This window comes from Ilumatobacter sp., from assembly GCF_039969435.1.
GTDB lineage: Bacteria > Actinomycetota > Acidimicrobiia > Acidimicrobiales > Ilumatobacteraceae > Ilumatobacter_A.
The window spans coordinates 217,134-241,279 of the sequence record NZ_JBDVNU010000017.1; the positions used below are offsets into that span (position 1 = coordinate 217,134).

At 68.3% G+C, this 24,146-nt stretch carries 22 protein-coding genes; all 22 read right to left on the reverse strand.

The features are described 5' to 3' along the window. Nucleotides 1-88: 88 nt before the first annotated feature. The 22 genes from ABJK40_RS09985 to ABJK40_RS10090 all read right to left on the reverse strand — a co-directional run bounded on the left by ABJK40_RS09985 (nucleotide 89) and on the right by ABJK40_RS10090 (nucleotide 24,120). Nucleotides 89-760 (reverse strand): urease accessory UreF family protein, encoded by a 672-nt coding sequence (locus ABJK40_RS09985; RefSeq protein ID WP_348479055.1) that lies wholly within the window; start codon nucleotides 758-760, stop codon nucleotides 89-91. A gap of 79 nt (nucleotides 761-839) precedes the next feature. Further along, nucleotides 840-2,570 carry an urease subunit alpha gene (locus ABJK40_RS09990; protein WP_348479056.1) on the reverse strand — a complete coding sequence of 577 codons (1,731 nt, stop codon included), beginning with the start codon at nucleotides 2,568-2,570 and terminating at the stop codon, nucleotides 840-842. Beyond that, on the reverse strand, nucleotides 2,567-2,947 hold the full coding sequence (locus ABJK40_RS09995; RefSeq protein ID WP_348479057.1) for an urease subunit beta: 381 nt from the start codon (nucleotides 2,945-2,947) through the stop codon (nucleotides 2,567-2,569). The genes ABJK40_RS09990 and ABJK40_RS09995 overlap by 4 nt, the downstream gene beginning before the upstream one ends. After that, nucleotides 2,944-3,276, reverse strand: a complete 333-nt coding sequence (locus ABJK40_RS10000; RefSeq protein WP_348479058.1) for an urease subunit gamma — start codon at nucleotides 3,274-3,276, stop codon at nucleotides 2,944-2,946. The genes ABJK40_RS09995 and ABJK40_RS10000 overlap by 4 nt, the downstream gene beginning before the upstream one ends. Nucleotides 3,277-3,307: 31 nt before the next feature. After that, nucleotides 3,308-4,375 carry an acetamidase/formamidase family protein gene (locus ABJK40_RS10005; RefSeq protein ID WP_348479059.1) on the reverse strand — a complete coding sequence of 356 codons (1,068 nt, stop codon included), beginning with the start codon at nucleotides 4,373-4,375 and terminating at the stop codon, nucleotides 3,308-3,310. 125 nt (nucleotides 4,376-4,500) lie between these two features. Beyond that, complete coding sequence (locus ABJK40_RS10010; protein ID WP_348479060.1) at nucleotides 4,501-5,511, reverse strand: aldo/keto reductase; 1,011 nt, start codon at nucleotides 5,509-5,511, stop codon at nucleotides 4,501-4,503. Between the two features lie 57 nt (nucleotides 5,512-5,568). Continuing rightward, entirely contained in the window at nucleotides 5,569-6,438 is an 870-nt protein-coding gene (locus ABJK40_RS10015) for an ABC transporter permease (RefSeq protein WP_348479061.1), read from the reverse strand. 1 nt (nucleotide 6,439) lies between these two features. Further along, a complete protein-coding gene (locus ABJK40_RS10020; protein ID WP_348479062.1) occupies nucleotides 6,440-7,252 on the reverse strand; it encodes an ABC transporter ATP-binding protein in 813 nt (270 codons plus the stop codon). Next, entirely contained in the window at nucleotides 7,240-7,980 is a 741-nt protein-coding gene (locus ABJK40_RS10025; protein ID WP_348479063.1) for an SDR family NAD(P)-dependent oxidoreductase, read from the reverse strand. Before ABJK40_RS10025 ends, ABJK40_RS10020 begins: the two co-directional genes overlap by 13 nt. Continuing rightward, a complete protein-coding gene (locus ABJK40_RS10030) occupies nucleotides 7,977-8,612 on the reverse strand; it encodes a riboflavin synthase subunit alpha (RefSeq protein ID WP_348479064.1) in 636 nt (211 codons plus the stop codon). Before ABJK40_RS10030 ends, ABJK40_RS10025 begins: the two co-directional genes overlap by 4 nt. A 46-nt stretch (nucleotides 8,613-8,658) precedes the next feature. Then, on the reverse strand, nucleotides 8,659-9,897 hold the full coding sequence (locus ABJK40_RS10035) for an ABC transporter substrate-binding protein (protein WP_348479065.1): 1,239 nt from the start codon (nucleotides 9,895-9,897) through the stop codon (nucleotides 8,659-8,661). Between the two features lie 185 nt (nucleotides 9,898-10,082). Beyond that, nucleotides 10,083-10,817, reverse strand: coding sequence for a sulfite exporter TauE/SafE family protein (locus ABJK40_RS10040; RefSeq protein WP_348479066.1), 735 nt, complete (start codon nucleotides 10,815-10,817; stop codon nucleotides 10,083-10,085). 16 nt (nucleotides 10,818-10,833) lie between these two features. Further along, nucleotides 10,834-11,760, reverse strand: coding sequence for an ABC transporter permease (locus ABJK40_RS10045; RefSeq protein WP_348479067.1), 927 nt, complete (start codon nucleotides 11,758-11,760; stop codon nucleotides 10,834-10,836). Nucleotide 11,761: 1 nt separating this feature from the next. Beyond that, on the reverse strand, nucleotides 11,762-12,916 hold the full coding sequence (locus tag ABJK40_RS10050) for an ABC transporter permease (RefSeq protein WP_348479068.1): 1,155 nt from the start codon (nucleotides 12,914-12,916) through the stop codon (nucleotides 11,762-11,764). Continuing rightward, the gene (locus ABJK40_RS10055) at nucleotides 12,909-14,555 is read right to left on the reverse strand and encodes an ABC transporter ATP-binding protein (RefSeq protein ID WP_348479069.1); all 1,647 of its coding nucleotides are present in this window, start codon (nucleotides 14,553-14,555) and stop codon (nucleotides 12,909-12,911) included. The genes ABJK40_RS10050 and ABJK40_RS10055 overlap by 8 nt, the downstream gene beginning before the upstream one ends. After that, entirely contained in the window at nucleotides 14,549-15,958 is a 1,410-nt protein-coding gene (locus ABJK40_RS10060; protein ID WP_348479070.1) for an amidohydrolase family protein, read from the reverse strand. The genes ABJK40_RS10055 and ABJK40_RS10060 overlap by 7 nt, the downstream gene beginning before the upstream one ends. Then, entirely contained in the window at nucleotides 15,955-17,118 is a 1,164-nt protein-coding gene (locus tag ABJK40_RS10065; protein ID WP_348479071.1) for a class I SAM-dependent methyltransferase, read from the reverse strand. The genes ABJK40_RS10060 and ABJK40_RS10065 overlap by 4 nt, the downstream gene beginning before the upstream one ends. Nucleotides 17,119-17,127: 9 nt before the next feature. After that, nucleotides 17,128-18,177, reverse strand: a complete 1,050-nt coding sequence (locus tag ABJK40_RS10070) for a zinc-binding dehydrogenase (RefSeq protein WP_348479072.1) — start codon at nucleotides 18,175-18,177, stop codon at nucleotides 17,128-17,130. Nucleotides 18,178-18,284: 107 nt separating this feature from the next. Next, nucleotides 18,285-19,433 carry a BMP family ABC transporter substrate-binding protein gene (locus ABJK40_RS10075; RefSeq protein ID WP_348479073.1) on the reverse strand — a complete coding sequence of 383 codons (1,149 nt, stop codon included), beginning with the start codon at nucleotides 19,431-19,433 and terminating at the stop codon, nucleotides 18,285-18,287. A gap of 148 nt (nucleotides 19,434-19,581) precedes the next feature. After that, complete coding sequence (locus ABJK40_RS10080; protein WP_348479074.1) at nucleotides 19,582-20,814, reverse strand: aromatic ring-hydroxylating dioxygenase subunit alpha; 1,233 nt, start codon at nucleotides 20,812-20,814, stop codon at nucleotides 19,582-19,584. Next, the gene (locus ABJK40_RS10085; RefSeq protein ID WP_348510250.1) at nucleotides 20,811-22,499 is read right to left on the reverse strand and encodes an AMP-binding protein; all 1,689 of its coding nucleotides are present in this window, start codon (nucleotides 22,497-22,499) and stop codon (nucleotides 20,811-20,813) included. Before ABJK40_RS10085 ends, ABJK40_RS10080 begins: the two co-directional genes overlap by 4 nt. Before the next feature lie 28 nt (nucleotides 22,500-22,527). Further along, nucleotides 22,528-24,120, reverse strand: a complete 1,593-nt coding sequence (locus ABJK40_RS10090; protein ID WP_348510251.1) for a hydantoinase B/oxoprolinase family protein — start codon at nucleotides 24,118-24,120, stop codon at nucleotides 22,528-22,530. Nucleotides 24,121-24,146 lie beyond the last annotated feature (26 nt).

A 24,146-nucleotide genomic window follows, 5' to 3' on the forward strand; every position in this document is an offset into this window, starting at 1 on the left:
GTCGTGGGGGATGTCGTGAGGTGGCATGGCGAGGATCCAGATCGGAGGGAGGGACGTGGGTGAGGGAGGGAGTGTCGAGGTGGTGCGGTCAGGCGACGAAGAGTCGTGCGTCCCACCCGGCATGGTCCTCGGCGAGGATGTCGGTGAGCGAGCCGCCGGTCGCCGGCAGCTCCGCCATGGGGGCGGCGGCCCACACATCTGCCTCGGCGCACGACGTGTCGACCCACCGGCCGACCCGGGCATGGAGGGCCGCGACGCTCAGCGGGTCGAGACCGAGCAACCTCACGCCGGCGGTCGTGACCGCCGTGCCGAGGTGGTGCAGTGCGATCGATGCGGCATCGTGGGGGGTGCCTCCCGCAGCGGCGACCAGCGCACCGAGCACGACCGGTTGGTGCGTGCCGCGGTCCGAGGTCGCGAGGACTTCGAGTGTCGGCGACGACCAGATGCCCGATCCCGCCCGCATCAGTTGGCGCCCGAAGCGACGGCTCGCGTCGCGCAGCGCCGGGGAGGGGATGCGTGCCGTCAGTTCGTCGTCGATCTCGGCGAGTTCCTCCTCCGTCGGGTCCACGAGCGCGCAGGTGTGCGCGGCGAAGGCCGCGTCCACGAGTCCGGTGGTCTCGAGTCGGCCGAGCAGGTAGCGCTCCAGGGTGGCGTCGTCGACGACGTCGCCGATCCGCACGGCGGCCTCGACGCCGGCCGAGTTGGTGTGCCCGCCCGCCGGGAACCGCCCGTCGATCAGCATCATCAACCCCGAATTCACGCACACCCCCGTTTGCGTGACGCTTTCGGCGGTCCGGACGACCGGAAGTGACACGCAGACCGGAGAGACGATGCGTTCATCAGTAGAGGAAGTATCGCTGGGTCATCGGAAGCGACTCGGCGGGTTGCTCGGTGACGAGGCCGCCGTCGATGCGCACGGCGAACGTGTCGGCGTCGATGTCGATGTCGGGAGTGGCGTCGTTGAGGATCATGTCCGCCTTGCCGACGGAGCGGGTGTTCGAGACGGGCACCATCGCTCGACGCACGTTCAAGCGGTCGGGCAGTCCGTCGTCGAGTGCCGCCAGCGACACCCAGGCGAGCGACAGGCCGGGTGCGACGCCGGGGGCCGCGCCGAACATCGGCCGGGGGAGCTGCGGCTGAGGTGTGGGGATGGAGGCGTTCGCGTCGCCCATCTGCGCGTAGGCGATCATCCCGCCCTTGATCACCACGTGGGGACGCACGCCGAAGAAGGCGGGATCGTAGAGCACGAGGTCGGCGAGCTTGCCGACCTCGATCGAGCCGACGTCGGCGGCCAGGCCGTGGGCGACCGCCGGGCAGATCGTGTACTTCGCCACGTAGCGGCGCGCTCTCAGGTTGTCGGCGACGCCATCGGAGTCGGAGCCGATCGTGAGTGCTCCACGACGGAGCTTCATCACGTGGGCGGTCTGCCACGTGCGCAGCACGACCTCGCCGATGCGGCCCATCGCCTGGCTGTCGGACCCGATCATCGAGATCGCACCCATGTCGTGGAGGATGTCCTCCGCAGCGATCGTCGACGGTCGGATCCGGCTCTCGGCGAACGCGAGATCCTCGGGAACCGACGGGTTGAGGTGGTGACAGACCATCAACATGTCGAGGTGTTCGGCGACGGTGTTGACCGTGTGCGGCCGCGTCGGGTTGGTCGATGACGGGAGCACGTTCGAGTGTGACGCGACCGTCATGATGTCGGGCGCGTGGCCGCCGCCGGCACCCTCGGTGTGGAAGGTGTGGATCGACCGACCGGCGATCGCCGCCAACGTCGAGTCCACGTACCCGGCTTCGTTCAACGTGTCGGTGTGGATCGCGACCTGGACGCCCGACGCGTCGGCGACCGTGAGGCATGCGTCGATCGTCGCCGGTGTGGTGCCCCAGTCCTCGTGCAGCTTGAACGCCGCCGCACCCGAACGCAGTTGCTCCCACATCGCTTCGGGGTTGACCGTGTTGCCCTTGCCCATCAGCGCCACGTTGATCGGCCAGTGGTCGAGCGCTTCGAGCATCCGCTCGAGGTACCAGGAGCCCGACACCGTCGTGGCCTTGGTGCCTTCGGCGGGGCCGGTGCCGCCGCCGATGATCGTCGTGATCCCGGCGGTGAGGGCCTCGTCGAGCAGCGTCGGGGAGATGAGGTGGACGTGGCAGTCGATGGCGCCGGCGGTGAGGATCCGCCCGTTGCCGGCGAGGATCTCGGTCGAGGGCCCGATCACGAGCGCGGGGTCGATTCCATCCATCGTGTCGGGGTTGCCGGCCTTGCCGATGCCGACGATGCGACCGTCCTTCACCCCGACGTCGGCCTTCACGACGCCCCAGTGGTCGAGAACGATCGCGCCCGTGATCACGAGGTCGGGCGCACCCTCGGCCCGGGTGCGCAGGGACTGGCCCATCGACTCGCGGATCACCTTGCCGCCCCCGAACACCACCTCGTCGCCGGCGGCCGATCCGCCCCCGGAACGATCCTCGGTGACCTCGATCCACAGGTCCGTGTCGGCGAGACGCACGCGGTCACCCGTGGTCGGGCCGTACAGGTTGCGATAGCGGGAACGCTCGATCCAGCTCATGCGTCGCCATCTATCTGATCTCCGCCATCCATCTGGTGTCTGACACCGGATGGATGGCCCGGTGGGGATGCGTCGAGGGGGCCTGCGGTCTCGCCGCGGAGGCCGGGGACGATGCGGGTACCGACGAGCGGGACGAGGGCGACGTCGGTCGCGATCCCGGGCTCGAAGCGGATCGCGGTGCCGGCGGGGACGTCGAGACGGAGCCCGTGGGCGGCAGCCCGATCGAACTCGAGCGACGGGTTCGCTTCGGCGAAGTGGTAGTGCGACCCGACCTGGATCGGCCGGTCACCGGCGTTCTCGACACGCAGCGTCTTCACGGGCCGACCGACGTTGATCTCGATCGGGTCGTCGGCCCCGGCGATCTCTCCGGGGATCACGAGGTGACTCCGTCGACAGTGACCGGGGGCTGGATCGGATCGTGAAGTGTGACGAGCTTCGTGCCGTCGGGGAACGTCGCCTCGACCTGCACGTCGTGGATCATCTCGGGGATCCCCTCCATCACGTCGTCGCTGCTCAGCACGTGACGACCCGCCTCCATCAGGTCCACGACGGTGCGTCCGTCACGGGCTGCTTCGAGGACCCAGTCGGTGAGGATCGCCACGGCCTCGGGGTGGTTCAACTTCAGCCCTCGCGCCTGGCGCGCCCGCGCGACGTCGGCGGCCACGTGGATCAGCAGTCGTTCCTGTTCGTGGGGGGAGAGGTGCATCGTCGTGATGTTCCCAGACGTCGCCGTCGTGTCAGCGATCGAGGATCGAGTGCGGGACGCCGGCGTGGCAGCCGACGATGCCGTCGACGACCTGGGTGACGCCCATGTCCACGGCCACCGATGCGAGCGAGTAGGCCTCGTCCATCGTGTAGCCGCCGCGATCGACCATCAGTTTCAGCATCTGCTCGGCGGCCATGGCCATCGCGTTGCCCAACCCACCGACGCCTTCGTCGATGCCGCCGGAGAAGCCGTGCGTGTACCAGTGCGTGTCCGTGCGCAGCAGCGGGGCCTGCACCGGGAGGTCGTCGGCGATCGACAGGCGGAGGGTGACGTCGAGCGACGCCTCGATCGCCGTCCCGCAGATCTCGCCGTCACCTTGTGCGAAGTGCGGGTCGCCGACGTAGAAGCCGGCCCCCTCGTGGAACACGGGGTAGTGCACGGTCGAGCCCGGACCGAAGCGCCAGTTGTCGACGTTGCCACCGAACACCCCAGGCGGGATGCTGCTGACGCGACCGCCCTCGGGGGCGACTCCCATGACGCCGAGATGCGGGCGGACCGGCACGCGAACGTCACGGCTGAAGGGCTGGCGTGCCGATTCGTCGGGTTCGGAGATGACACCGGGCAGCGTGTACAGCTCCATCGCGGTGAAGTCGAAGCCGAAGATCGGCTTCGCGAACTCCGGAAAGCCGGGCCCGCCTGCGTCGGCGAGAACCGGGTCGAGCAGTTCGTAGATGGTGATCCGCTCCTTGCCCATCTTCTCGTGGAACAGACCCCAGTTCGCTGCGCAGTTCGACCCGTAGGCCAGCCGCGGGGTCATCGACAGGAGTTCGACCCTGAGCGTGTCCCCGGGCCTCGCCCCCTGCACCTCGATCGGGCCGGTCATGATGTGGACGCCGGGGGCCCGGGTCTCGGGGGCGATGCCGTCCCAGATCGCCCGGATCCCGTCGTCCATCAGCAGGTCCGGCGCATCGCCGGAGTGGTGCGTGATCGCCTCGATCGTGACGGTCTCGCCAGGGGCCACGCTCATGACCGGTTGCTCCGATGCATCCAGGTACCCCCAGAAGCACGTGTCGGGTGTGGCGATCAGTCTCGAGCTCATGGTGGTCTGACCATAAGACCACTCTGTGAACCGGATGTTTCCGGTTCGTCACGACTGCGTGCCGAGCGGAGGACCGTCGCCGGGTTCTCCGGATCCGACGATCCGGCTCGGTGTTCGCAAGTCCGTCAGCGGCGTCGTGCTGCGGTGTCGAGCCCAGGCGACACCCAACCCGTGTCGGCCGGATTCAGGTCGATTCCCGGCGTGACCACCTCGTCGATGGCATCGAGGACGTCGCTCGTCAACGACACGTCGGAGGCGGTCAACAGGTCCTCCAGCTGCTCCTCGGTGCGCGGCCCGATGAGCGCACTGGTGACCGCCGGATGTTCCACCGCCCACGCGAGTGCGAGTTGCGTCATCGACAGCCCGGCCTCGAAGGCGATCGGAGCGAGCCGTTCCACGGCGTCGAACTTGTCGTCGTTCCCGCCGTCGAAGTGGTCGGGGTTCGTGGCGGCCCGCGACGACTCCGGTGCGCTCTCGCCCCGTCGGTACTTGCCCGTCAACCAACCACCCGACAGCGGCGACCACACGATGGTGCCGATCCCGTGCCGGCGACAGGTCGGGAGCACGTCACGCTCGATGCCGCGACACAGGATGGAGTACGGCGGCTGCTCCGAGTGGGGGAGGGCGACTCCACGACGCTCGGCTGCCCAGCACGTCTCGACGATGTCGGCTGCGGGAAACGTCGAGGTTCCCCACGCCAGGATCTTCCCGGCACGCACGAGGTCGGTGAGCGCATCGATGGTCTCGGCGATGTCGGTGCTCGGGTCGGGTCGATGCATCTGGTAGAGGTCGATCCGGTCGGTCCGAAGTCGACGCAGACTGTCGTCGACGGCGGTGTTGATCCAGCGCCGCGAGTTGCCCCGTCGATTCGGGTCGTCGCCCATCGGATTGTGGAACTTGGTCGCGAGGACGACGTCGTCGCGTCGCGCGGCGATCGCTGCCCCGACGATCTCCTCGCTCTCCCCGAAGGCGTAGACGTCGGCGGTGTCGACGAGGTTGATGCCGGCGTCGAGCGCACGGTTCACGATGCGATCGCAGGCGCTGCGGTCGGTGTTGCCCCACGCGCCCAGCACCATCGTGCCCAGCCCGAAGCGTGACACGCTGACGCCGGTTCGTCCGAGTGTGCGGTACTCCATCAGAACTCCATTCCGACCGGTGTGGTCATCACAGGCGGTGTCTCCATCACGTCTCCGTCACACGAGGGACTGGGACGGGTGCCAGCGCAGGGCGCGCCGCTCGATGGCCGCGAGGATCAACACGGCGACGACACCGATGAACGCGAGCACGAACACGCTGCCCCACAGCTGTTCGTTCAGTGCGGGCTGGGACTGGCCGACGCGGGCGGCGTTGCCGAGACCTTCGCTGGAGTTGAAGAACTCACCGATCACGGCGCCGACGAGCGCGAGCCCGATGCAGATGCGGGCCGCGGAGAACAGGTACGGCAGCGCGTGCGGCACGCGCAGCCGCCAGAAGATCTCCCACGAACTCGCACTGGTCGAGCGGAGCAGTTCGTGCGTGTCGGGATCGACCGCGCGCAGCCCGGTGAGGGCGTTGGCGACGAACGGCACCCACGCGAACAGCGCAGCGGTGAGCACTTTCGGCCACGGCGAGAAGCCGAACCAGAGCAGGAACACCGGGACGAGCACGGCGATCGGCGTGGACTGGATCAACACGATCACGGGCAGACCGGCGCGTTCCATCAGCCGCGAGTGCGCCATGACGCTGGCGACGACGACCGCGGCGACGAATGCGATCACGAAACCGGCGGCCGCCTCCTTCAGGGTGACGATCCCGTTCTCCCAGTAGAAGCCGGGATTGTCGAACACGTGGATGAAGATGTTCGACGGTCGTGGGAGCGTGAGAGGGCGCAGATCCATGATCCGCACGTACGCCTCCCAACCGAGGAACACCGACGCGAGTCCGAGTACGGGGGCAACGGTGAGCAGTGCCGTGCGGACACGATGGCGATCCTCGGGCGGCGGCAGGTCGTCGCCGGCGTCACCGTCACGCGGGTCGAGGATCGCATCGGCGGCCGACGCAGCGGCGTCGTGGATCTGGGTCATCTCAGTCCCATCCTGCCTTGAGCGCCCGGCGAACCGCCGCCACGCCGGCGTGGAACTCGTCGGAGTCCTCCTGCGCGTCGGAGCGCGGGCGGGCGAGGCCGACGTCGATCACGTCGGTGATGCGCCCCGGGCGGGCCCCGAGCACCACCACCCGGTCGGACAGGATCACGGCCTCGGGGATCGAGTGGGTGACGAACACGACCGTGCAGCCGACGCGCTCCCACAGCGCGAGCAACTGGTACCGCATGTCGGCGCGTGTGATCTCGTCGAGGGCGGAGAACGGTTCGTCCATCAGCATCAAGGGTGCGCCGAGGGCGAACGCCCGGGCGATGCTGACGCGCTGTTGCATGCCACCGCTCAGCTCACGCGGGTAGGCGTCGAGGAACGGGGTGAGCCCCATCTGCTCGATCAGTTCGAGCTGGGCCTCCTTCGACACGCCCGTCATGCGCGCCTTCCTGTTGGTCTCGCCGAGGAGTGCGACGTTGCGTCGAACGGTGCGCCACGGCATCAACGCCGGCTGCTGGGGGACGAAGGCGTAGTGCTTCCGCGCCAGCGCCTGTGCGGGGGTCTCGCCCTGGACGACGACCGTGCCCCGGTCGGCTTCGATCAGTCCGCCCGCGAGTCGCAGCAACGTCGACTTGCCGCACCCGGACGGCCCGATCAGGCTGACGAACGAGCCCGGCTCGATGTCGAGGTCGATGCGTGAGAGCGCGTGGGTCAACTGGCCCTTGCGACGGAACCACTTGGACACACCCTGGAAGTGGATCCCCTGCTGGGTCTTGGCGACCGCGTCGGGATCGATCAGCTCGTGCACATCCCTCCCGTCACGTTCAGCGCCTGCCCCGTGATGTACGACGCCCCATCGGACGCGAGGTACGCGACCAACGACGCGATGTCGTCCACGTCGGCGAGTCGACCCAGCGGGCTCATCGCCGTCCAACTCGCGACCTGTTCGTCGTTGCGCGTGTCGGCGCCCATGTCGGTCAGCACGTAGCCCGGACAGATCGAGTTCACCGTGACCCCGTGAGGCCCGAACTCCTGAGCGGCGATCCGACCGAGGGCCACGACTCCGGCCTTCGACACGGCATACGCCGCTTCGCCCGGTGTCCCGAGCTTCGCGGCCATCGACGCCATGTTCACGACCCGACCTCCGCCCGCCTCGATCATCGACGGGACCACCGCCTGCATGGTCGTGACCATCGAGCGGGTGTTGACGGTCTGGAGGCGGTCCCAGTCGGCCAGACACACGTCGAGCAGCGGTGTCGTGTCGAAGATCCCTGCGTTGTTCACGAGCAACCAGCACGGAGCGTCGTCGACGAGGGCACGCATGCGCTGCGAGGCGTCGGGAGCAGTGAGATCGATCACCGCGGATCGAGCCCCGAGTTCCGACGCCACCGACTCCACGGCCGGGTCGACGTCGACCAGGGTCGTGTCGTACCGCTCCGTCACGAGTCGGCGTGCGAGCGCGAGGCCGATTCCACGAGCGGCGCCGGTGACGATCGCCCGACGGGCGACGCGGTCGTCTGGATCGGCGTGCGTCATCCCTGCTGCAGCAACTCGCGCATGTTCGGGTCCTTCAACGTCTCGCGCACCGTGTTCACGATGGTCTGGGTCTGCGCGTCGACTTCGAGGTTCGCGACCGAACCCACCTCGAACCCGCCGAGCGTGGTCCGCTCGAGCGTTTCTGGGATGAGGCTGACCGCCACCTGGTTCGTCGCCCGGTCGACACGCGAAATCGTGAGGCTGGCACCGTCGACGGCGATCCAGCCCTTCCACATCAGGTACGGCATGTGGTCGGGGTCGACCGAGAACCACATCGTGCGGTTCGCGCCGTCGGCGTCGATGCGCGACACCGTCATCGTGCCCGAGACGTGCCCCGAGAGGATGTGGCCGCCCAGTTCGTCGCCGAACTTGAGGCTGCGTTCGATGTTCACCCGATGCCCGACCTCGACGTGGCGCAGGTTGGTCAACTGCACCGTCTCGGAGATCACGTCGAAACAGACGAGTCCGCCGTCGATCTCCGACGCCGTGAGGCAGGCACCGTTGTTCGCCACGCTGGCCCCCGTCTGGAGGCCGTCGGCGTGATCGCCGAGGTCGACGACGAGACGACGAACGCCGTCTCGATCCTCGACCCCGACGACCTCACACAGCTCCTGGACGATCCCGGTGAACATCGGACATGCGCTCCTGGTTCTTCGTATCCTGCTCGACCGGCCGGGTTCAGCTCGGGTAGATCAACGTCGTGCCGTCGTACACGGACTCAACGATCGACGTGTCGACCATCGACATCCAGTCGGGCGCTTCGGTGAACACTCCGGCTTCGACCATCGCATCGATCTCGGCACCCAGCAGTTCGAGATCCGGCGTGCCGACTCCGACACCGTCGGGCGCGAGCTCCGCGATGAGTCCGGACTCCACTGTCCAGCGGTTGAGTTCCGACTCGACGGCGAGGAAGTTCGGGTTGCCGGCGGTGTTGATCAGCTCGAACGCCGCGTCGACGGTCGCCTGTGGGTCGGCGGCGGCGTCCTCGTAGCCCTTGACCAGCGCGCGCACGATGTCCTGCACGGTGTCGGGGTGCTCGTCGATGAACGACTGGGTGGTGAAGGCGATGCCGAAGCTGGCCGGCACGTCGAAGTCGAGCGGGTCGAGGGTGGTGTACTCGACGCCTGCGGCGTCGAGCTGAGCCGGTTCGTTCGACTTGTACACGGGCAGCGCGTCGAGGCCGAGCTCGAGGTGCTGCACCGGGTCGAACCCGTCGAGCAACACCTCGTCGAAGCAGCTGCGCTCGATTCCCGACAGGGCGACCGCTGCCTGCAGCGAGTACGGCAGGTCTCCCTTGATCCCGACGGTCGTGCCGCACAGGTCGGCGAACGTGGCCACCTCGGAGCCCGCCGGGATGACCATCTCCTCGATCGCGGTGCGTCCCCAGTGCAGGAGGGCCACGAGGTCCCCGTCACCGGCGGTGTTGTTCGCGACCAGTTCGCTGAACGAGCCGGCCATGCCCATCTGGGCCTGGCCTTCGATCACGAGTGCCCCGTTCGACGGTGCGAAGCCCGATTGGATCTCGACGTCGATGCACAGTTCCTCGAAGTAGCCGTTGGCGTCGGCAACGATCAGTTCGGCGATGCCGGCAGCGGCGGCGTAGTCGAACGCGGTGACCCACGTGACGGTGCCGGCCTCACGGTTCGCAGCGCACCGTTCCTCGGAGATCGCCGGTTCGGCGTCGGGCGATTCGTCGTCCGGCGCCCCCGTGCCGACGGGCTCGGTGACCGTGTCGCCGGGTGCAGCGTCGGTCGCCGTGGTGACGGTGTCGGTCGCCGAAGGCGCCGGATCGGAGTCGGCGGCGTCGTCGTCGCTGCCGCAGGCGGCGATGACGACGGACAGGGCCGCGAGCCCCGCCATGGAACGTCGCATGCGCCGCCGACTCGTCGAGGTCGGTGTGTCCTGTGTGGTGAGCATCGGCTCGGTCCTCTCCCTGTATCGGCCTGATGGTCAGACCAGTCGGTTCATCGTACGCACACCGATGTTGCCGAAATGTTACGACACGGCAGCAGTGGGGGCTTCGATTCCGGTGGTCGGGTGGCTCAGGGCGAACAGTACGTGATGGTCCGTCGTCCTCGGGCATCGCCGACGCCCGGTGAGCGTCACCACACGCCGATGAGTCGCCCCGCCAGGTAGAGCGCCGACACGATCATGAACACGCGAACCAGTTGCTCGCCACCCTTGACCGCGAGCTTGGCGCCGAACCATCCGCCGATCATGAAGCCGGCAGCGAGGACGAGTGCCGGGGCCCAGACGACGTTGCCCTGCAGGACGAAGACCGGCAGGGCGATCATCGTGACCACCAGGTTGATCAGCACCTTGACGCTGTTCGCCGTGACCAGGTCGAACCCGGCTCGGGTGAGAGCAGCGAGCAGGACCAGGCCGACGCCGGCCTGGAACGCGCCGCCGTACAGCCCGATGAGCAGGAAGACGACGACGGTCACCGTCGGTGACCAGGGCTCGGCGTCGAGGTCGGGCTTCGGCTTGAAGATGGTCAGGAGGATGACCGGGATCAGCAGGTAGCCGAACACGGTCTCGAAGGTCTCGTCGGCGATCTGGCTGATCCCGAACGAACCGATCAGGGAGCCGATGACGGTCGGGACGAGGATCCGTCTCGCGTTCTGCAGTCCGTCGACCCCCGAGCGGCGGAACGACGCTGCGGCCGCGGCGCTCAATGTGAGCACACCGACCCGGTTCGATCCGTTGGCCTGGTTGCCGGGCACACCGGCGAGCACGAGCAGCGGCACGGTGAGTGCCGAACCGCCGCCGGCCATCGTGTTGATCACCCCGGCAGCGAGGCCGCCGACGATGAGCAGCAGCCCTTCCCAGATCGTCATCGCACGACGAACCGGATCAGGTCAGGCCGCGGACGAACGGTTGAGCGAGTGCCCGAGGTTGACGGACCCGGGTGGCGAACACCAGCACGACGGTCAGGGCCACGATGTACGGCGCAGCCTTCAGGATGAAGGGATCGATGGTGTATCCGTTGGCGGGGATCGACAGCGTCAGCGCTTCGACGAAACCGAACAGGACGCAGCCGATCAGTGTGCCGCGCAGGGTCCAGCCGCCGAAGATCACCGCTGCGAGCGCGATGAAGCCGCGCCCGTTCACGATGCCCGACTGGAAGGTGCCGACCTGACCGAGCACGAGGAAGGCGCCGCCCATCCCGCACGTGATCCCGGTGATGTAGATCGCCTGGCGTCGCCGGGCGTTGACGTCGATCCCGGACACGTCGGCGGCCTGAGGGTTCTCGCCGACCGCTCGAACCTCGAGGCCCCACCGGGTGCGGAACACCGCCCACCACAGGAGCGGCACCAACGGGTAGACCAGATAGGCGGGCCACGGTCGACCGAAGATCGCACTCCCGATCAACGGCAGGTCGACGAGGCCGGGAACCTCGATCACCTTGGCTCTCGCAGGGTCGAAGCCGATCGAGGAATCGAGGTAGGCGGTGAGGCCGAGCACGAGGACGTTGAGAGCGAGGCCGACCACGAACTGGTTCGCCGTGAGACGATGGGAGAGGTTGGCCTGAACGGACCCGATGAGCAGTCCGAACAGTGCCCCGACGAGCAGGCCGACGATTGCCGATCCTGCGATCTGGTGACCGACGACGGCCCCGAACGCTCCACCGAGGAGCATCCCCTCGACGGAGATGTTCAGCGTGCCGGCACGCTCCGCCACCCATTCTCCGGACGCTGCGAAGGCGAAGAGGACCGAGAACTGGAAGGCGCTGTCGTACAGAGCGTCGGAGGAGAGCAGCGTGGCGATGGCGTCGAACATGTCAGGCGGCTTCCGGCGTCGGGTTCGTGGAGGGAGCGGTCGACGGGCCGGTCGAGCGCAGTGCCCGCCGCCGGTCGCGGACGAAGAGCAGCGCCGGCGGGACCAGCAGGGCGAGGACGAGGAGGGCCTGGACCACGTCGGTGACCTTGCGGTCGACCCCCGTCGCGGCGAGGAAGCTCGACCCGGTGCGCAACGTCGCGAACACGAGCGCGACGGGCAGAGCGACGAGGATCCGGTTCCGCGCGAGGAGAGCCACGAGCAGACCGTCCCAACCGAAGTTGCCGGCGAACCCGAACACGAGACGGTCGCCCGCCGCCCCTCCGCTCAAGAGCACGGCACCGGCCATGCCGGCCGTCGCGCCCGAGCCGACGAGGACGGCGGCCGAGAGCGGACCGGCCGCCACGCCGAATCGCTGCGCTGCGCGCGGGTTGAAGCCGAGCATGTCCACTCGTGTCCCGAGCAGTGTGCGAGCCATCGCGAGCGTGAGGATCGCCGCCAGGCCGGCTGCGACGAGGAAGCCGGAATCGATGGCGTTGCCGAAGAGTCGGAGGTCCGGGAGGCGGGCATCACCGGGGATGATCTCGCCGGTGTTGAGCTGGTTCTGGCGTTCGGTGTCCCGGTCGGCGAGGAGCCAGGACTGGCTGAGCCCGTAGGTCAGCAACGGGAACGACACGAAGGTGAGCAGCAGCGTGGTCAACACCTCGGGCACCTTGCGCCACGCGCGGAGCCCTGCGGCGATGCCCGCCCAGGCGCCACCACCGACGGCGCCGAAGAGGAGTGTCGCACTCACCACGACCCATCCGGGTCCACCGACGCGCACGGCGGCATAGCCGGAGAACGCTGCACCGATCAGGACCTGGCCCTCCTGGCCGATGTTCACCAGACCGGCGCGTGTGGCGACGATGGTGCCGGTCGCGACGAGCAGCAGTGGCGCCGCGGTGGTCAGCGTCAGGCCCCATGCGCCAGGCGAACGCAGGCTGCCGTCGAGGAGGGCGTCGAGCACCGCGCCCGCCGACCCTCCGGTGGCGGAGACGAGCACCGCCGAGAGGGCGAGAGCAGCGATCAGCGAGACGGCGTACGCCGCCAAGGTCACGCCGGTGTCGGTCGATGCGAGTCGCCCGGTCAACAGACCGGGTCGGTTCCTGACATCAGCCATTGCGCTCTTCTCCTGTACCGGTTGGTCGGGGACGCGGCGGTGGTGCGTCGACCACGCCGCCCATCATCAGGCCGATCCGTTCCACGTCGGCGTCCTCGATGGCCATGGCGCCGACGATGCGGCCGGCGTGCATCACGAGGATCCGATCGGCGAGGTGCAGGATCTCCTCGAGTTCACTCGAGATCAACAGGATGCCGACCCCGGCATCGGCCGTGGCCCGCAGTTGTGCCCCCATGAACTCGATCGCCCCGACGTCGAGTCCCCGCGTGGGTTGTGCTGCGACGAGCACCTTCGGGTCGCCGCTCAGTTCGCGAGCGAGCACGACGCGCTGCTGATTGCCACCGGACAACGAGTGGAACGGTGCATCGGGGCCGCTGCAGCGGATCTCGAACCGCTCGATCAGGTCGATCGCCGCAGCCTCGTCGGAGCCTCGGTCGATCCGACGCAGCGCGCTGCCGACACCGACGCGACCGAGCGCGAGGTTCTCCGCGACGCTCATGTCGAGGACGCAGCCGGCGTCGTGTCGGTCCTCGGGGATCATGCCGACTCGTGCCGCGCCCATCGCTCCGGCCCGGCCGGTGGGAACCGTCTCGCCATCGACGACCACGGTGCCCGCATCGAGTGCGACGAGGCTGGACAACACGTCGGCGAGTTCGACCTGTCCGTTGCCCTCCACACCGGCGACGCCGACGATCTCCCCGGCGCGAACCTCCAGATCCACTCCGTCGAGGACGCGGTGACCGTAGCGGTCGAGCACGGCACCCTCGATGCGCAGCACGACGGCGGCTTCGGACGCGCCGGAACGCTCGTGGGCGTGACGCGCCTCGTCCTCGACGGCGTCGGTGACGCCGAGTGCAGCGGCATCGTCGCCGCGCAGCGAGACGGCGCGACCGACCATGGCCTGAGCCAGCGACTGCTGGTCGAAGCGATCGGTGGGCCCGTGATCCACGACCGCACCGCGTCGCAGGATCGTCACGGTGTCGGTGGCGCGCCGGATCTCGTCGAGCTTGTGGCTCACCAGCGCCACCGCCTTACCCTCCCGCTCGACCGCAACGCGCAGCACGGCGAAGAGTTGTTCGGACTCCTGGGGCGTCAGGACCGAGGTCGGCTCGTCGAAGATGACGATGGAGGGATCGCGACGCAGGCACTTGATGATCTCGACGCGTTGGCGCAGCCCGGCGGTGAGGTCGCCGACGCGGGTGTCGGGGTCGACGGCGAGTCCGTACCGTTCACCGATCGTCGCCACGAGGTCACGGGCGTGCTTCGGGTCGAGCCTCTCGCGTTCACCGAGCACGACGTTCTCCCACACCCGCAGTTCGTCGACGAGGCTGAAGTGCTGGTGGACCATGCCGATCCCGAGGGCACCCGCCCGCGCGGGGCTGTCGACGCGGACCTGCTCTCCGTCGACGTGAATCGTTCCGGCGTCGGGTTGGACGAGGCCGATCAGGACCTTCATCAGTGTCGACTTGCCGGCACCGTTCTCGCCGAGCACGCCGTGGATCTCACCCCGGCGAAGTTCGAGATCGACCGCCGAACAGGCGACCACATCGCCGTACCGCTTGGTGAGGCCGCGCACGGACACGGCGGCGGGCCCGGTGCCGGCGTCGGTCGCCCCCGCTGCGCTCGCCGCGTTCACCATGTCGGGAACTTCGCCTTGTCCGGCAGACCGGATCGCTGCACGATCGCCTCACCCCGGCGCTGGGCCTCGACCCACAGGGCCGCTTCGTCGACGTGGGTCATGTGACCGTCCTCCACGACGATCCGTCCGTCGACGACGACGGTGTGCACGCCGCGACCGTCGGCGGACCAGACGAGCTGGTTGATCACGTTGAGGAGCGGCCGCCACTCGGGCCGATCGGTGTCGTGGAGCACGGCGTCGGCTCGCTTGCCGACTTCGAGTGAGCCGATCTCGTCCTGCATCCCGATCGCCTTCGCGCCGCCGATCGTGGCCATCTCGAAGGCCTTCTCGGCCGGGAACATGTGCGGATCCATCCGGCCGTCCTTGAACAGCCCGGCGACGAGATAGGTGGCGCGCATCAGGTCGGAGTAGTTCGACGCGTTGTTGCCGTCGGTCCCGATCGACACGTTGACGCCCTTCTGGACCATCTCGGGCATCTTGCCGATCCGTGTGACACCGTAGGACACCTTGAGTGCGGTGGTCGGGCAGTGGGCGACGGTCAGGCCGTGGCCACCCATGATGTCGATCTCGCGATCGTCGACGTGGACGCAGTGGGTGATCGCGCAGTCCTCGCGCAGCACTCCGAGTTCCTCGAGGTGCTCCATCGGCCGGTGACCGAACTCGGCGATGAATCCGTCGGGGTCTGTCGCGGCGGGCGACATGTGGAAGCTCATGCCCACGCCGTGCTCGTCGGCGAGCTCACGAGTTGCCTTCCACAGCGGGTCGGAACACGTGGTGTGTCCCACCACGGTGGCCCACGTCCCGAGGCGACCGTCGCCGAACGTGCGGTAGGACTCGAGCTGCGCCTGGAGTCGGGCGATGGCCTGGTCGGTGCTCTGGTGGTACACGTCGGGCTGGGGCGGCAGGTCCCACACCCACGACCCGAGCTTGCCGCGGATCCCCGTGCCCGCGAGTCCGTCGAGGACTTCGTCGAGGAAGCGGACGGTGCCCGCCTCGAGGAAGGTGGTGGTGCCCGAGCGCAGCATCTCGGTGGCGGCGAGCTGCGCCGAGCAGCGCTCGTCCTCCGCTTCGTACACCGCGTACAGGTTGGTCAGCCAGACGAACACGTTCTCCTCGAACGGGGTGTCGTCGGGGACGTAGCCGCGAGTCAGCGGTTCGCCGGTGATGTGGATGTGGGTGTTGATCAGCCCGGGCGTCAGCACGAAGCGTTCGCCGCCGATGCGGCGCGCCGGTGCGAACCGTTGCTCGAGGTCGACGGTCTTGCCGACGGCCACGATCCGCCCGTCGGCGACGGCCACCGAGCCTCGGTGGATGATGTCGCGCGTGGCGTTCATCGTCACGACGTACCAGGCGTCGATCAGCAGGCCGACCGGGGTCGGGTCGGTGGTCTCCGGATCGCTCATCGGGTGGCTCCTCGTGCGGTGGGTGCGGTCGTGTCTGGTGGGATCGGGTTCGTGGCTCGCGTCGTCGTCACGTTCGGGTTCGCGACGTTCGGAGTCGGGGGCTTCGTGGCGACGAACACCTCCTGGAATCCGATCGGCTCGATGCACCGCACCGCTTCGAAGCCGGTGTCGGTGAGCCACCGTCCGACCTGGCCGTGCGTGAACGTGGCGCCGCGACGCGTGCTGGCCATCATCGTGACCCCCATCATCAACGCATGGGCGGCCTGGGATCGCTGCTCGTCGCAGAAATAGTCCCCGACGAGCAGTCGACCGCCGGGTCGCAGTGCGGTGTACGCCCGTCGCATCAGCGACACGGTCCGTTCGACACCTTCGGTGCGGCACACGTGGCCGAGCACGACGAGGTCGTAGGTGTCAGGTTCGATGTCGATGTCGTGGAAGCTGCCCGGACGGAACTCGACGCGCCCGGTGAGCTCCCGCTCGGCGACCTTGCGGCGGGCCACGTCGATCACGCCGTCGAGGTCGTTGACGACCGCGGATGCGCCGGCGTTCGCTTCGAGCACGGCGATCGCCCAGGGTGCGCCCCCGGCCCCGAGGTCGAGCACCATCGGGTCGGTGAGCGCCGAGTACCGCAGTTGGAGATCGGCGCGCATCGCGCACCGGTTGATCGTGGTGAAGGTGCCTTCGACCAGCGGGACGTGGAATCCGGTGTCGTCGTCGACGGGGTCGGCGGGGACTCCCGTCCGCACCGTGTCGGTGAGACGTCGCCAGTTCTCCAACGGACCGGGCGACACGGGGATCAGCGCCGCCATCGACGCCGGGGAATCCGACACGAGATAGCGCCTGGCCGTGTCGTTCAACTCGAAGCGTCCATGGCGTCGATCGAGCAGGCCCAGCGACACGACCCCTTCGAGCAGCGTCTCGAGGTGAGGAGCCGACACGTCGAGGGCCGACGCGAGTTCGTCCGCCGTGGTCGGGCCGGTGTCGGCGAGGGTGTCGAACACGTCGAGTTCGAGTGCGCTGGACAACACGTGGAACCTCCCGAACCCCTCGATCACGTCCCACACGGGAGCCGCCGCGGGCGGCTTGCGGTCGGTGAACGGCCGACCGACACGAGCCATCGTGTGGGTCTTCTTCAGTTCGGGGTAGGGGGAGTCGGCCATGGGGCTCGCTCAGGTGCCCTGCGGGCGCAGCACGATCTTGCCGAACACGTCGCCCGACACCAGTTGCTCCTGCGCATCTCCTGCGCCGTCGAGCGGATACTCGCGGTCGATGTGCACGTCGAAGTCGCCGGTGCAGAACGCATTCCACGCCGGTCCGAACTCGTCGGGGCGGTAGGCGTCGGAGCCGAGGATCGAGATGCGCTTGTGGAACATGTGGCCGAGACTCGGGATGACCGCTTCGTCGCCGGCGGTGTTTCCGCACGTCACGAGGCGGCCTCCGATGCCGAGCGAGAACAGCGACGGGGCGAGGAGAGCGGCACCCACGTGGTCGAGCACGACGTCGACGCCTCGCCCGTCGGTCACCTCGTGGGCCCAGGTGACGATGTCGTCGGTCCGGTTGTTCAGGACGTGGTCGGCGCCGAGTTCGAGAGCTCGTTCGACCTTGGAGGCCGAGCCGGCCGTGGCGAGCACGATCGCGCCGGCCCGTTTGGCCTGCTGGATCGCGGCGACGGACACGCCGCTGCCGGCGGCATGGATCATCACGGTCTCGCCCGCCGCGAGGCGTCCGACGTCGAACAGGGCGTGCGACGCGGTGAGGTGGCAGGTCGGAAAGGTCGCAGCATGCTCGATGGGCATCGTGTCGGGCACCCGGAACACGTGGCTCGCAGGGGCCAGACACAGCTCGGCGTACCCGCCGTCGGCGTTCGCACCGATCACACCCAGTTCGCCGTGGAGGTCGCCACGCCCGTTGAGGCTCGACCCGGCGGAGACCCCGGCGAGCGAAGGATCGACGACGACCCGGTCGCCGACGGCGACGTGGGAGGCGTCCACTTCGGTGCCGACCTCGACGACGGTTCCGGCGACGTCCATCCCGGCGATGTGGGGGAGGGTGAAACCGTCGAGGGTGAACCACCCGTTGCGCTGGACGACGTCGAGTCGGTTCAGGGCGCACGCCTCGACACGGACCACGACGTCGGCGGGACCGGGACGAGGATCGGCGATCTCGACCACGCGGAGAACCTCGGGGCCGCCGTGTTCGCTGTACTGGACTGCTCTCACGAGATCCTCCGTGTGGGGTCGATGTGTCGACTGGGTCGGCGGGAGGTGACGGTCGACGGATCGACCGTCACCTCCCATGCACGTGTGTGCCGACCGAGGTCAGCGGCTCAGAAGCCATAGACCTCGGACTTGATCTCGAACAGGGCGTCGGCGAACTCGCCGGCGGCGATCCCCGCCAGGACCTCGTCGAGTGCGGCGACCTGTTCGTCGGTGCCGTCGCAGAGTTTGGCGCCCACGAACGGGAACTCGCCGACGGTGAAGACGAAGGTCTCGCCCTCCACCAGTTCGCCCGTGGTGATCTGGTCGAAGATCACGTCGAGGTAGTCACCTGCGTCGAACTGCACGGCGATCTGGTAGTCGAGGTCCTCGCTCTCGCAGACGTCGGACGCTCCCGCCGACATCGTGATCACGCCGGCATCGTTGGCCAGTTGCACGATCGGCTCGAGTGCGCCGCCGAGGAACGGGTACACAGCGCCTGCTCCGTTGGCCGTGGCCTGGTTGAACGCCTCGGTCGCGCCGGCGACGTCGTTGAAGTCACCGGTCGGGATGTAGGTCATCGTGAACGACTCGTCGACCGCTTGCAGACCGAGTTCGAAGGAGCGGTAGGCCTCCTGCTCGAAGTCGAGGTCGCAGCAGCCGAGGAACGCCGCAGCAGTCGAGTCGGTGTCCTGCAGCAGGAGCCCGGTCGCGTAACCCGCCGAGTAGCTGATCTGAGCGGAGTCGTCGGCCGACTGGGCGACGCCTTCGACCTGTTGGCCCGCACCGCAGTTGCAGTACCAGAAGATGTCGGGGAACTCGGCGGCGAGCCCGGCGAGCGGATCGGCCAGCTCGCTGGCGCCCACTGCGATCACGTCGACGCCCTGGCGAGCGAGGTTGCGGATCTCGGTGTCGGCCTGTGCCGGGTCGATGTTGTCCACGACGATCGGTTCGGCGTAGCCGTTCTCGCTGGAGAAGGCTTCGATGCCTTCGACGAGAGCCTGGTAGTACGCGCCGTCGTCGCGGGGGCCCGGTGTCGCGACACCGAAGGTGACCACTCCGTCGCCGTCGGCGTCGAGGGACACGGGCTCTCCGTCGACGGCGGTGTCGTCGACGGTCGTGTCGTCGACGGTCGTGTCGTCGGTCGGCTCCGTCGGATCGGTGGTGTCCGCTCCGTCGGTGGCGGGCGCTGCGGTGGTGTCGGTCGTCGTGTCGTCGGTTGCGTCGTCGTCGCTGCCGCACGCGGCGACGACGAGTGACAGCGCCGCGACGGCTGACACCGCCCGGATCCTTCGGGAGACGCTTCGCTTCTGTGGTGTGTTGAGCATGGTGCTCGGTTCCTTCCCCTGGTGACCCGCAGAACGGGTTGGTCCGATGGTCAGACCATTAGACATCACCATAGTGCATCGACGTTTCGGCGGTGTGAACTCAGTCCGTCGACGACGGGGCGCAGGCCTCGGCGTGTCGGCGGTACCGATCGACGAGCCACCGGTTGAACCGCACGTGGCTCTCCTCCTGCCACGAGTATCGCCCACGTGGAGCGAATCGCGAACGGAGCCCGCGCTGCACCTTCGTCGTGGCGTCGGTGTCCTGCTCGACGAACACCTGCACGCCGACGTCGGTCAGCTTCAGCTTGTGCTCGAACAGCGGGTCCTCGAGCGCGCTCGGGTGGAAGATGTAGCCGATCTCGATGTCGACGGTGTTCGGCGACTTCGGCCGCACGAGGAAGAAGAACGCCTGGTCCGGCGCGGTGCCGAGGCAGAGCGTCGGCGGCACGAGCGCGAAGGTCGAGCGGGTGCGCTCCTCCTCGGTCAGCTTCGGGAACACCGGCATGATCGCCTGGTGGGTCGCGTTGAAACCGCCGTCCAGCACCGTGTAGCCGCCCTTGCGGAAGATCACGTTGGAGTCGGCATTCCACTCGGTGGGGAACTCGGTCATGTCGCTGGGGCAGAAGTCCTGCACGTACTGGTGCAGGCGGTTCGCGTGGTAGCCGTCGTTGAAGTTCTCGAACATCACCTTCCAGTTCCAGGGCCGGTCTTCGAGCGTGAACGTGCCGGTGCACACGGCGTCGGCGAGGTCGTAGTTGGCGATGAAGGGTTCGTAGTCGGCCAGCGTCGGTGCCAGCGGCGCCGCGTCCGGGTCCATGTTGAAGAACACGAAGCCCTGCCACACCTCGACGCGGAACCGGGGCAGGCCGTAGTCGGCCTTGTCGAAGTCCTCGGTGCGCTCCATCGCCGGAGCGCCGAGGAGCCGACCGTCGAGTGCGTAGTTCCAGTGGTGGTACGGGCACTTGAAGGTGCCGGAGTTCCCGCTGCCGTCGCACACCTGCATCGCCCGGTGCTGACACACCGCCGACATCGCGTGCACCTCACCCTTCTTGTCACGGCAGATGATGACGGGTTCGTCGCAGATGTCGACGGTGAACCAGTCGCCGTTGTTCGGGATGCGCTCGATGCGACCGGCGCACAGCCACTCCTTGGCGTAGATCGCCTCGCGTTCGACGTCGAGCACCTCGGTCGAGGTGTACAGCTCGGCCGGCAGGGTCGTGGCGTCGGCGACGTCGAGGATCGACTCGTCGAGCGCCGCCAGCAGGTCGGCACGCAGGCCGGGACCTGCCGGTGTGCCCGTGCGGGCGGTCCGGTTGGGGTCGAGCATCGTCATGTGCGGTTCTCCTCGGGGTGTGCGGATGGCTGGAGTGAGTCTGGGTCGGTGTTCGTGTCGACGGGATCAACACCGGGTTTCGAGTGTGGTGTGTCGCCGTCGCTGCGACTCGCCGCTTCGGTGAGCAGGAACTTGCGCACCTTGCCGACACTGGTCCTCGGGAGTTCGTCGACGAGGATCACGCGACGCGGTCGTTTGGCCTTCGCCAGTCGTTCGGCACACCACTCGCCCAGGTCGTCGACGAGGGTGTCGCCGGCACCGGGAGCGGCGACCACGTAGGCGACGGGCACCTCGTCGCGGATCGGATCGGGTGCACCGACGACGACGACGTCGAAGACGTCGGGATGTTCGCCGATGACGGCCTCGACCTCCACGACCGACACGTTCTCGCCGGACACCTTGAGCACGTCGGATCGTCTGCCGTCGAAGGAGAACCGCCCGTCGGCGTCGACGCGGGCCCGGTCACCGGTGACGAACCAACCGTCGCGGAACGACGCGGCGGTCGTGTCCGGGTCGTCGAGGTACCCGGCGAACAGGGTGTGGCCGGGTGTCCCCCCGACGACGATCTCGCCGACCTCACCGACCGGAGTCGGCGCGCCGTCGGCGTCCTGCAGTGCGACGGTGCAGCCCGTCGTGACGAAGCCCATCGAACTCGGGCGGGGAGCGACGGGCTCGTCGGTGAGCACGGCGGGGATCGTCTCGGTCATCCCGTAGAGCTGGCGCGGGCGGCAACCGAACCAGTCGGTCAGCGTCTCGTACTGGTCGTTCGTGATGTTCTGGGCGAACCAGCAGTGACGGAGCGCGAGCGGGGGTTCGGTCCCCTCCGGGGTCCACGGCCCCCCGCGAGCGAGGATCATCCGCAGCGGCCCGGCGAAGAGGCTGGCGTGCGTCGCTCCGTGCCGCGCCGCTTGTGCGACGAACCGGCTGGCGGAGAAGGTGTGCATCAGCGCGACGCTCGCGCCGACAGCGATCGCCGATGCGAACGAGTAGTACTGCGCGTTGGCGTGGAACATCGGGAGCACGACGAGTTGGCGGTCGTTCGGCCCGAGGTCGGCGGCCGCCGCCATGGTCGTGCCGGCGAAGGCGTAGTTGGCCTGGGTGACGACGACGCCCTTGGGTCGTCCGGTCGTGCCGCTGGTGAACATGACCGCGGCGCGGTCGGTCGGGTCGATCGCCGGCGGGATCACGACGGGAACCGACGGTCGCCCCTCGTTCGTCGTCAACGCGTCGAGCGTGACGTCGTCCTCGTCGACCGGGATGGTCACGAGGTCGCGCACGTCGTCGCCCGCCGTGGCCGAGGCCTCGGCGGACACGCCCTGTCGGGACATCGCGACGACCGACACCGCGGGCCGGGTCCGGCGGAGGTGCTCGGCGAGTTCGGGTGCGGTGGCCATCGGATCCGACGGCACGATCCACGACCCGAGTCGGATCGCGGCGAGCCACGCCGCGACGAACGACGGCGAGTTCGTGAGGGCGAGATGGACGCCGCGTTCGGCATCGACCCCTGCATCGGTGAGGCGACCAGCGGTGTGGGCGACGACGCGATCGAACTCGTCGTAGGTCCACTCGTGGACCGTTGCGTCCGACGCCTCGAAGCGCAGGAACACCTCGTTGCCACGGGACCGGACCGACGCGTCCCACATGGCTGCGAAGGTCATGGCAGCGAGTGTGGTCGGTTCGGTCATCGGTTCGGTCCTCTGGCCTCGGCGGCCGTCAGGCGCCGGTGCTCCCGTATCCGCCGCCGCCGGGAAGGTCGAGGCGCACGAGGTCGCCGGGTTGCAGCGTGATGCGCTCCTGGGTCCTGACCTTCTCGCCGTTGACGCTGAACGCACCGGCCGCGCCTGGTTCTCCACCGAAGATGCCCTGGGGTGCTTCGGCGAGTCGGCTCGTGACAGCGTTGAGCTGCCATTCCCGGGTGGTGTCGACCTCGAACTCGATGGTCTGGCCGAGGCCCCCGGTGTTCGCTCCGGCTCCACCAGACCCGGGTCGCAGTGCCTTCTTGGTGAACCGGATCGGCGCCGAGGCCTCGACCACTTCGATCGGCACGGCGGCCACGCCGGTCGGGTACGAGCAGGCGTCGAGGCCGGGTTTGGTCGCGCGTCCGCCGACGCCACCTGCGTAGGTGAACATCGCCGTGATGAACGGGCTGCCGTCGTCGTGGTTTCCGCTCACCTGCATCGTCCACACCGCACCCGATCCCTCGGCCATGGCCCCCTCGGGGCGGACCTGGGCGAGTGCCTTGAGCAGTGCGTTGGGAAGGAACATGCCCACCACGTGGCGGGCGGTACACGGCTGCGGCGACACCGCGTTGAGGATCGAACCCTCGGGGGCGATCATGTCGATCGGCTTGAGGCTGCCGTAGTTGTTGGGGATGTCCGGGCTCAGCACCGAGCGCACGACGAAGGTCGTGTAGGCGTGGCTGTAGTTCTTGACGACGTTGATGCCCCAGCGGCTGGCGTCGGCCGAGCCGGTGTAGTCGACGGTGATCGAGCCCTCCTCGGCATCGACGATCAGCGCGCACTTGATGACGATCTCGCTGCCGTCGGCCAGGTCGAGCAGCGCGCTCGACTCGTAGCGACCGGACTCGAGTTCGCGGATGCCCTTGCGGGTCGCCTCCTCGGACCGCGTGATGATCTCGTCGGCGAGGTCTTCGATGTCGTCGAAGCCGTGGTGGTCGCACAGGGCGAGCAGACGCTGTGCTCCGATCTGGCCCGACGCCATCTGGGCGTGGAGGTCGCCGCCCATGTGATCGGGTTGACGCACGTTGGAGAGGATGAACTTCCAGACGTCGTCGTTGCGCTCACCGGCCTTCATCAGCTTGACGATCGGGATCCACAGACCTTCCTCGAACACGTCGCGGCCGCCGGCACCGATGCCGTACCCGCCGACGTCGGTGTGGTGGATGGTCGAGCCGAACAGGGCGATCAGGCGCCCGTTGCGCCAGACCGGCACCAGCACGGTCACGTCGAGCAACTGCCCGGCGGTCTTGTACGGGTCGTTGGTGATGAGGATGTCACCCTCGACGAGGGAGTCGATCGGGTACTCCTCCAAGATGTTGCTGACCGCGATCGCGAGGCTGTTGATGTGACCGGGAGTTCCCGTCACGGCCTGCGCGACCATGCGACCTCGACGGTCGAAGACGGCGTTGGCGAGGTCACCCGCCTCGCGCACGATCGGGCTGAACGCCGAACGTTGCAGTGCCTTGGCCTGCTCGTTGACGGTCGCGATCAGGCTCTGCCAGCAGATCTCGAGTTCGATCGGGTCGAACCCGCCCGCCGTGGTGGGCGCTGCGTCGGTCATGGTCATGGTCTACTCCTCGACGATCTGTCATC

Bases quoted from the DNA above. Each gene is read 5' to 3' on its own strand.
- ABJK40_RS09990 (WP_348479056.1), bottom strand. From the start codon at position 2,570: ATGAGCTGGATCGAGCGTTCCCGCTATCGCAACCTGTACGGCCCGACC.
- ABJK40_RS10000 (WP_348479058.1), bottom strand. From the start codon at position 3,276: ATGCACCTCTCCCCCCACGAACAGGAACGACTGCTGATCCACGTGGCC.
- ABJK40_RS10005 (WP_348479059.1), bottom strand. From the start codon at position 4,375: ATGAGCTCGAGACTGATCGCCACACCCGACACGTGCTTCTGGGGGTAC.
- ABJK40_RS10010 (WP_348479060.1), bottom strand. From the start codon at position 5,511: ATGGAGTACCGCACACTCGGACGAACCGGCGTCAGCGTGTCACGCTTC.
- ABJK40_RS10015 (WP_348479061.1), bottom strand. From the start codon at position 6,438: ATGACCCAGATCCACGACGCCGCTGCGTCGGCCGCCGATGCGATCCTC.
- ABJK40_RS10025 (WP_348479063.1), bottom strand. From the start codon at position 7,980: ATGACGCACGCCGATCCAGACGACCGCGTCGCCCGTCGGGCGATCGTC.
- ABJK40_RS10030 (WP_348479064.1), bottom strand. From the start codon at position 8,612: ATGTTCACCGGGATCGTCCAGGAGCTGTGTGAGGTCGTCGGGGTCGAG.
- ABJK40_RS10035 (WP_348479065.1), bottom strand. From the start codon at position 9,897: ATGCTCACCACACAGGACACACCGACCTCGACGAGTCGGCGGCGCATG.
- ABJK40_RS10040 (WP_348479066.1), bottom strand. From the start codon at position 10,817: ATGACGATCTGGGAAGGGCTGCTGCTCATCGTCGGCGGCCTCGCTGCC.
- ABJK40_RS10045 (WP_348479067.1), bottom strand. From the start codon at position 11,760: ATGTTCGACGCCATCGCCACGCTGCTCTCCTCCGACGCTCTGTACGAC.
- ABJK40_RS10050 (WP_348479068.1), bottom strand. From the start codon at position 12,916: ATGGCTGATGTCAGGAACCGACCCGGTCTGTTGACCGGGCGACTCGCA.
- ABJK40_RS10055 (WP_348479069.1), bottom strand. From the start codon at position 14,555: ATGGTGAACGCGGCGAGCGCAGCGGGGGCGACCGACGCCGGCACCGGG.
- ABJK40_RS10060 (WP_348479070.1), bottom strand. From the start codon at position 15,958: ATGAGCGATCCGGAGACCACCGACCCGACCCCGGTCGGCCTGCTGATC.
- ABJK40_RS10065 (WP_348479071.1), bottom strand. From the start codon at position 17,118: ATGGCCGACTCCCCCTACCCCGAACTGAAGAAGACCCACACGATGGCT.
- ABJK40_RS10080 (WP_348479074.1), bottom strand. From the start codon at position 20,814: ATGACGATGCTCGACCCCAACCGGACCGCCCGCACGGGCACACCGGCA.
- ABJK40_RS10085 (WP_348510250.1), bottom strand. From the start codon at position 22,499: ATGACCGAACCGACCACACTCGCTGCCATGACCTTCGCAGCCATGTGG.
- ABJK40_RS10090 (WP_348510251.1), bottom strand. From the start codon at position 24,120: ATGACCATGACCGACGCAGCGCCCACCACGGCGGGCGGGTTCGACCCG.